Source organism: Caballeronia choica (genome assembly GCF_001544535.1).
Classification (GTDB): domain Bacteria; phylum Pseudomonadota; class Gammaproteobacteria; order Burkholderiales; family Burkholderiaceae; genus Caballeronia; species Caballeronia choica.
In genome coordinates, this window is record NZ_FCON02000099.1 from 20,834 (window position 1) to 27,400 (window position 6,567).

The following is a 6,567-nucleotide window of genomic DNA, read 5'->3' on the forward strand; positions in this document are numbered from 1 at the left end:
GGCTTCGTCGAATAATTCGACCCGTGAAGATGTCGATGAATCCGTTCGACGAGATCGCCGTGGAAGAGGCGGTGCGCCTGAAGGAAGCGGGCGTGGCGACCGAGGTGATCGCGGTGTCGGCGGGCGTGGCCCAAGCGCAGGAGACGCTGCGCACGGCCCTCGCGATCGGCGCGGACCGTGCGATCCTGATCGAAGCGAATGACGACCTGCAGCCGTTGGCCGTGGCGAAGCTGCTCAAAGGCGGTGATCGATAAAGAGCAGCCGCAACTGGTAATCCTCGGCAAGCAGGCGATCGACGACGATTCGAACCAGACCGGCCAGATGCTCGCCGCGCTCGCCGGACTGCCGCAAGCGACGTTCGCATCGAAGGTGGTGATCGCAGGCGAAGGGGGGCAAAAGCGGGCCACGGTCGCGCGCGAAGTCGATGGCGGTGCCGAAACGCTGTCTTTGAGGCTGCCAGCGGTGACGACGGACCTGCGCCTGAACGAGCCGCGCTACGTCACGCTGCCGAACATCATGAAGGCGAAGAAGAAGTCGCTGGAAACGGTGAAGCCCGAGGAGTTCGGTGTGGACGTCACGCCGCGTCTGAAGATCTTCCAGGTGGCCGAGCCGCCGAAGCGTTCGGCCGGCGTGAAGGTGCCGGACGTGAAGACGCTGGTCGAGAAGCTGAAGACGGAAGCCAAGGTACTTTAAGGGTTAGGGAGCTCAGACAAATGACGATTCTGGTACTTGCCGAACACGATAGTGCGTCGATCAAGAGCGCGACGCTGAACACCGTGGCTGCAGCACAGAAGATTGGTGGCGACGTGCACGTGCTGGTGGCGGGGCACAACGCGCAGGGCGCGGCGAATGGGGCGGCGAAGATCGCGGGCGTGAGCAAGGTGCTGCTGGCCGACGCGCCGCAGTTCGAGGCGGGCCTCGTTGAAAACGTCGAAGCGATGGTCATGGGTATCGCGAAGAGCTACACGCACATCCTGGCGCCGGCCACGGCGTCGGGCAAGAACGTGGCGCCGCGCATCGCGGCGAAGCTGGACGTGGCGCAGATCAGCGACATCACCGCGGTGGTGAGCGCCGATACGTTCGAGCGTCCGATCTACGCGGGCAATGCGATCGCGACGGTGCAGTCTCAGGATTCCGTCAAGGTGATCACGGTGCGTACGACGGGCTTCGACGCGGTGGCCGCCGAGGGCGGCAGCGCGGCGGTGGAGAAGATCGCGGCGGCGGCCGACAGCGGCCTGTCGCAGTTCGTGAGCCGTGAGGTGACGAAGCTGGACCGTCCGGAGCTGACGTCGGCATCGATCATCGTCTCGGGCGGCCGGGGCCTGGGCAGCGACGAGAACTACGCGAAGGTGCTGGAACCGCTGGCGGACAAGCTGAACGCGGCGCTGGGCGCCTCGCGCGCGGCGGTGGACGCAGGTTACGTGCCGAACGACTACCAGGTGGGGCAGACGGGCAAGATCGTGGCGCCGCAGTTGTATATCGCGGTGGGGATCTCGGGCGCGATCCAGCATCTGGCGGGCATGAAGGACTCGAAGGTGATCGTGGCGATCAACAAGGACGAAGAGGCGCCGATCGTCAGCTTGGCCGACTACGGCCTCGTCGGCGATCTGTTTACGCTGGTTCCCGAGTTGGCTGAGCAGCTCGGATAATTGAAACACTGAGGCATCAGGCACCGTTGGAGTTCGACATGGGACACAAGCTGGGTTGGGGGCTGGTTGGCGATTCGACCGGTGAACACCCGATCGCGGTCCAGCACGAAAATCTGTAAGAACGTTCTCTCGCTGCATTCAATGAAGCGGTTGAGGGGCGCGGCACGCCCGCAGCCAGCGGCGAAGACGGGTTGCGTTCGCTAGCTGTGGCATTAGCCGTACTCGAAGCCGCCCATACCGGCCAGCGCACACCGGTCGCGTTCGCGTAACCGTGAGCACGTTCAAGGCGACTTCTCGCGCCTGCCGTTGGCCAATCCCGGCCTTTCGAGGAAATGGGCATGCTGAAGAACGACTGTGTCGAGGCGCACTCCGAATTGCACGTCAATCCGACTACGATGATCGGCGAGTAGGGCATTGCCGCGACCTCTTGCCTGATCGCCAGGAGACGCCGGATGGCTCCTTGGCGCGTCGTGAAGTACTGGTCCATAAAAGCAGCCTACTGATTTCATTCGGCAAGGATACTTAAAATCATCCTACAATTGTGTGGTGAACCCAAATGAACTCGCTTCGCAGATGTTCTGCGGCACGAATAATGATCGACGAATGATCCTTGCCAGGAGGGTCGCCATGCGAAACCTGCTCACCAGGACGCTTTTGACGATGGTGTCGGCCGACGAACGGTCCTTCCGTCTGGCCCGGCGCACGCGCACTCGGCTGGCGACGTTTGACAAGGCTCACCGTCGCTATGACAGCATGATCGTGGCCGGGGTGATCCTGCTCGCGCTGACGCCAGTCTCAACCATAATTGTTGCCTGGTTTCTCAACCTGCGCGGGTTGCTATGAGCGACGCTTCCGACCACTTGCCCGCGCGCTGGGAGTCGCTATTTCATGAGGAAGCACGCGGGCTCAATCTGGCGCTAGGCGCCATCCGTAAAGCGCAGGGAAAACGCAATCCAGGGGACATGGAACCGGGCACGCCGGAATGGCAGGCGGCACTCGCTGATTTTGCGGCAGACCTTCTCAGCTACAGTGACATGCTTTGCGGTGAAAAGAAAAAGCCCGACTGAACGGCGGATTTACTTCAACCGACGGACGTTCTAACGGCTGACCGGCGACGTTTTTCGGGCAAACTGGCAGGCGCTCCTCTTCTAACGTCTGCTGGTAGGTCTACCCGCTGTCACAGCAAGTTCGCCGACGGTAAAGCACCCTTGTCCGGAAGGCACAGCATTTGCTGTCTGGAGTGTGCGTTCCTCCTATTGTGGGGATCGGAGCGACGTGGTTCGTGGCTCAGTGCCCTTCCGGGCCCGCTTCGGCGGGCCTTTTTTCGCCTTTGACTATTCATCCTGCTTGCCATGACAGAGTTCGACGATCCCATCACGCTGCGTATCTTCCGTGCGTCAAACGATCAATGGTCTGGACGGCTTTTAATTGGCGAGGAGGAAATTGTCCTCGGTGTCTTCAAGTCGCCACAGGCGGTCGAGCAGTGCGCCAAAGAGATTGGCCTCCACCCGGAGCGTGTCGAGGTAGAGGCATGCTGATGTCCTCTCGAGTCGAAGCAGCAACAGGCACAGCCCAAGTTCGCCTTTTGCCAGGAGCGAGTCACGCGTCACAGAAATCTAAGGACCGAAGGCGCGCATTTATTACCCTTTGAAGAGTGAATAAAGGCCGCTTCGGGTCGCCACCCTCCGCCAGAGTTCGTGCAGTTTCAAGAATGTGCCGTTCCTGAAAATCGGGAGCTATCCAACCTTTTGTCTCATGAATAAAGTGAAGAACATCAAGACACAGCAAATCCGGATGATGCCCAGACCGGTATCGATTGATTTGATTTATCAAGACGGTCCAACGCGATCGGCTAGCTGACCGACATTACCCTGAAGCCGATGGAATGAATAAAGCGCCCGCCAATGCAGGCAGATAGCTTATGGACGCAAGAAAAATGCCCGGCCGGGGTTACCAGATAATTTTTGCTCCTATAATTGGGGGCCGGCAACGGCGAGTCCCGACGTAGGACTCGACCGTCGGATACTCGGCGACGATCTCGAGTCCCTTGGCGTGCAGGCTCTCGGTCACGGGGAAATTCTCGTCAGGGTACGTCGCGGCGACTGGAGTCGCGGCGCACGTCTCCCAGTAGCGATAGTTCGCGCGGTCGTTCTTCGCCATCGTCATCTTGCCGGCGGAGCTGGTGAGGTCGACGCCTCCGAGTGCCAGGCAGTGCACACGCACGCCGATCCTCGCCAGATGCTCAACAGTCGCGCGTACGTCCATCGCATTCCGACCTAGGCGGTCCAGCTTCGTGACCAGCAGGACGTCGCCGTCTTCGAGCCGATCGAGCAGCTTGGCGAATCCTTTTCGCTCATGTGCGGCGACAGACCCACTGACGCATTCGGTGACGATCCGTTTCTTGTCAACGGCGACCCGGCGTTCTGAATCTCGATTACCTGGTTTTGCGGCTCCTGCTCCGGCGTGCTTACGCGGGCATAGATGAAGGTGCGGGACATTACGTCTGGCTGCACTCAGCGGCGAACGTTCCGACGGCTTAAAATCGTAGCGAATGCTTCGGCTCGAACGCTGCGCGATGTAATGCGGCTTAAGCCCAGACGCGACATTGAGGCACATGGGAGCGCCGCGCATCCTGTGACGTGACGCGACGGCAAAGACCCCAAAGACCCGGCCCCGGATCGCTCTCTGGGGCCGTCCACGTGGACCTCACGCCTGTGGGAGGAGTGCTATGGTTGCGGTCAAATACGACGATCTTTCGATGGCCTTTGACTTCGTTGCCTCCGCGGCGCCAATGGAGCACGACGCGTATGTTTCACTCGATACAGGCCAAGTCTATTGGAGATCGGAAGTCAATGACGACCTCGACGAGATTCCTGACGACCTTGAAACCTCTGATCGGTACCTCGCGATACCGCATCAAAACGATCTCGATCTTGGAATAAGTCTGGCCTTGCGCTTTGTCGCACAAGCGTTGCCTGCCCGGTACGAACAGGTCGAAGAGTTTTTCCAGCGGAAGGGCGCTTACTCGCGCTTCAAGGAGTTGCTGCACTCCGAAGGTGTTCTCGAATCCTGGTATGCATTTGAAGCCGATTCGGTCGACAGGGCGCTAAGGCAGTGGTGTGCCGATAACGGTATCGGAATCACCGAGACCTGACTGGCTGCGCGCTCGGAAGCGTCGGCGACGGTGAACGCTTCAAGCTTATTGGCGATGAAGCCGACCATGTGCTCGTCCTCGTTGCACACGGCAGGTGTGTATTTTCCGAGGACATGAGGAAAGAAGGGGCTCGGTGAATTTTCAGCGCGATTTAACGCGCGAATCGTTCGCGGGTAGTAACCCAAAGGCAGCTAACGACCCACTGCTGCCGCTCCGAACAGCGCCGCCGCTGTGCCTTTCGTCTTTCGATTTCTTGTCTCACACGTTCGATTTCAAGCCGTTTGGCTTCCTTTGTTCCCCATGGCGGCGCTCTGTTCTGGATGGCTTCGGCGGCGGCATGAATACGTGCTTTGGCAGCAAGTTGGTTGGCTCTGCGTTCGTCCAACCCCCTCATTTTGGCCGCTTGCCGCTCGGCGGAGCGCTCGGCCGCAATGGGTGTGGTTCGTTAGGTAGTCCGGCAAGGATCACAAGCTTGTCAATGTTGTTCCAGGTGCTGATCCAGCCGTCGTTGTAGGCAAACTCGCTAACTAATCAACGGGAGGTGGTTGTGGTGCAAATTCGGTAGGCTGGCGAGAAACCGCCCGTAACTCAGAGAACTCAACGAGTTGAAAGAACCGCCGTCCAAATCGAGGGCGCAGTGGTATCTTTGAGATACACACTGGTGAGATCGAATTGACCTTTGCGAATGCGATGCATCAGCTCGATGCCAGAGATGGTGACGGCCGCGTTGCGGAAGCGTTTGAACCCGAGCATGACGTTCACCCGCGATTTGATGTGCCGATGATCTTGCTCGATCAGGTTGTTCAGGTACTTCGAGGATCGCAATTTCGGTCGCTGGGGCAGCAACCCGTCAACCTTCATTTCGCGGACGGCTCGATGCGATGCTGCGTAGCCGTCCAGGGTGATCTTTGCGGGAGCCCGCCCCTGAGTTCTGATCGCCTTCACGAAGAACGCCTTTGCTGCAGCCACATCGCGCGTGGCGCTGAGGCGGAAATCGATCGACTTTCCCGTTCGGTCAACTGCGCGGTAAAGATAGGTCCATTTGCCACGGATCTTCACATAGGTCTCGTCGACTCGCCACGACTGAAGCCGCCGCGGCGAACCGATTCCAGCGTTTGACGAACTCCGGCGTGTAGCGCCTCACCCAGCGCATGATCGTTGTGTGCACCAGCGATAGACCGCGCTCCGCCATCATTTCAGCAAGATCTCGGAAGCTCAGCTTGTAGCGCAGGTACCAGCGCACGCAAAGGATGATGACTTCGCGGTCGAAATGACGCCCATTGAACAACCCGTCGATGTCCTTCAGCTTGCTCATTGGCTCATGCTGGTCAAAAGATCGAGCGTAACAGACCGACGCATCGGAATTGCACCACAACCGGGCGCGCTAGCTGTGTCAAGGCTTTCCCTCCGACACCAAATGAATATCTGAATATCGTTGTAAATCATTGACTTGCTGTCTACCCGCAAACGCGTTGTCGTTACTTCACTACGCGAGCTGACCGGCGACAAGCGTCTTGGAATCTTGAGCCAAGCTTGGGAGCAGTCTGCTTGCATAGCGTCCCTCGGGGAAATGAAGGTTCCGCGCAGGTTGATGCCCTCCAGACGCGTCGGCGCAATCCTTCGGAGCTGCTCGGCTCCAGGCGATTCGCCTCCAGAGGCTTGTAGCACGTCCAGCGCATGCTGCATGGGTTTTGTCGCGGTAAGGGCAAGATGGCGAACAAACGGTGATATAAGTAGGATTGCTTATGCCGCCAGTGAGTAAAA

The 6,567-nt window shown here is 59.2% G+C and carries 7 protein-coding genes and 4 pseudogenes; 8 read left to right on the forward strand and 3 right to left on the reverse strand.

Translation table 11 applies throughout. From position 1 onward, the window contains the following. Positions 1-29 precede the first annotated feature (29 nt). From AWB68_RS30330 to AWB68_RS47010, 6 genes and pseudogenes are all read left to right on the forward strand, one after another. A pseudogene (locus AWB68_RS30330) lies at positions 30-693 on the forward strand (electron transfer flavoprotein subunit beta/FixA family protein). 20 nt (positions 694-713) lie between these two features. Beyond that, positions 714-1,649 carry an electron transfer flavoprotein subunit alpha/FixB family protein gene (locus tag AWB68_RS30335; protein WP_087648014.1) on the forward strand — a complete coding sequence of 312 codons (936 nt, stop codon included), beginning with the start codon at positions 714-716 and terminating at the stop codon, positions 1,647-1,649. 134 nt (positions 1,650-1,783) lie between these two features. After that, positions 1,784-1,918: pseudogene (locus AWB68_RS51555) on the forward strand (gfo/Idh/MocA family oxidoreductase); the annotation flags it as partial. Between the two features lie 358 nt (positions 1,919-2,276). Continuing rightward, entirely contained in the window at positions 2,277-2,492 is a 216-nt protein-coding gene (locus AWB68_RS30345) for a hypothetical protein (protein ID WP_125483088.1), read from the forward strand. Beyond that, entirely contained in the window at positions 2,489-2,716 is a 228-nt protein-coding gene (locus AWB68_RS30350; RefSeq protein WP_087648016.1) for a hypothetical protein, read from the forward strand. Before AWB68_RS30345 ends, AWB68_RS30350 begins: the two co-directional genes overlap by 4 nt. Before the next feature lie 285 nt (positions 2,717-3,001). Beyond that, entirely contained in the window at positions 3,002-3,187 is a 186-nt protein-coding gene (locus AWB68_RS47010) for a hypothetical protein (RefSeq protein ID WP_125483089.1), read from the forward strand. Positions 3,188-3,806: 619 nt separating this feature from the next. On the opposite strand, the pseudogene AWB68_RS49745 reads toward AWB68_RS47010, so the two are convergent. After that, positions 3,807-4,147: pseudogene (locus AWB68_RS49745) on the reverse strand (recombinase family protein); the annotation flags it as partial. A 230-nt stretch (positions 4,148-4,377) separates the two neighbouring features. Between AWB68_RS49745 and AWB68_RS30370 the strand changes: the two are divergent. Together AWB68_RS30370 and AWB68_RS48955 are read left to right on the forward strand one after the other, a co-directional pair. Beyond that, entirely contained in the window at positions 4,378-4,803 is a 426-nt protein-coding gene (locus tag AWB68_RS30370; protein WP_087648018.1) for a UPF0158 family protein, read from the forward strand. Positions 4,804-4,936: 133 nt separating this feature from the next. Beyond that, positions 4,937-5,317: a hypothetical protein gene (locus tag AWB68_RS48955; protein WP_200828829.1), complete on the forward strand. Its 381-nt coding sequence runs from the start codon at positions 4,937-4,939 to the stop codon at positions 5,315-5,317. An 83-nt stretch (positions 5,318-5,400) separates the two neighbouring features. Here the strand turns inward: AWB68_RS48955 and AWB68_RS30380 are convergent. Both AWB68_RS30380 and AWB68_RS51560 read right to left on the reverse strand, forming a co-directional pair. Continuing rightward, a protein-coding gene (locus AWB68_RS30380) for an IS6 family transposase (protein WP_235028575.1) occupies positions 5,401-6,118 on the reverse strand; the annotation gives its coding sequence in 2 pieces (ribosomal slippage) (positions 5,401-5,890 and positions 5,889-6,118; 720 coding nt in all). A gap of 171 nt (positions 6,119-6,289) precedes the next feature. Further along, positions 6,290-6,498, reverse strand: a pseudogene (locus AWB68_RS51560) (hypothetical protein); the annotation flags it as partial. Between the last annotated feature and the right edge of the window lie 69 nt (positions 6,499-6,567).

What these genes read in the sequence shown, in the direction of transcription:
- AWB68_RS30335 (WP_087648014.1), top strand. Translation starts at nt 714, where the DNA reads ATGACGATTCTGGTACTTGCCGAACACGATAGTGCGTCGATCAAGAGC.
- AWB68_RS30345 (WP_125483088.1), top strand. Translation starts at nt 2,277, where the DNA reads ATGCGAAACCTGCTCACCAGGACGCTTTTGACGATGGTGTCGGCCGAC.
- AWB68_RS30370 (WP_087648018.1), top strand. Translation starts at nt 4,378, where the DNA reads ATGGTTGCGGTCAAATACGACGATCTTTCGATGGCCTTTGACTTCGTT.
- AWB68_RS47010 (WP_125483089.1), top strand. Translation starts at nt 3,002, where the DNA reads ATGACAGAGTTCGACGATCCCATCACGCTGCGTATCTTCCGTGCGTCA.
- AWB68_RS30350 (WP_087648016.1), top strand. Translation starts at nt 2,489, where the DNA reads ATGAGCGACGCTTCCGACCACTTGCCCGCGCGCTGGGAGTCGCTATTT.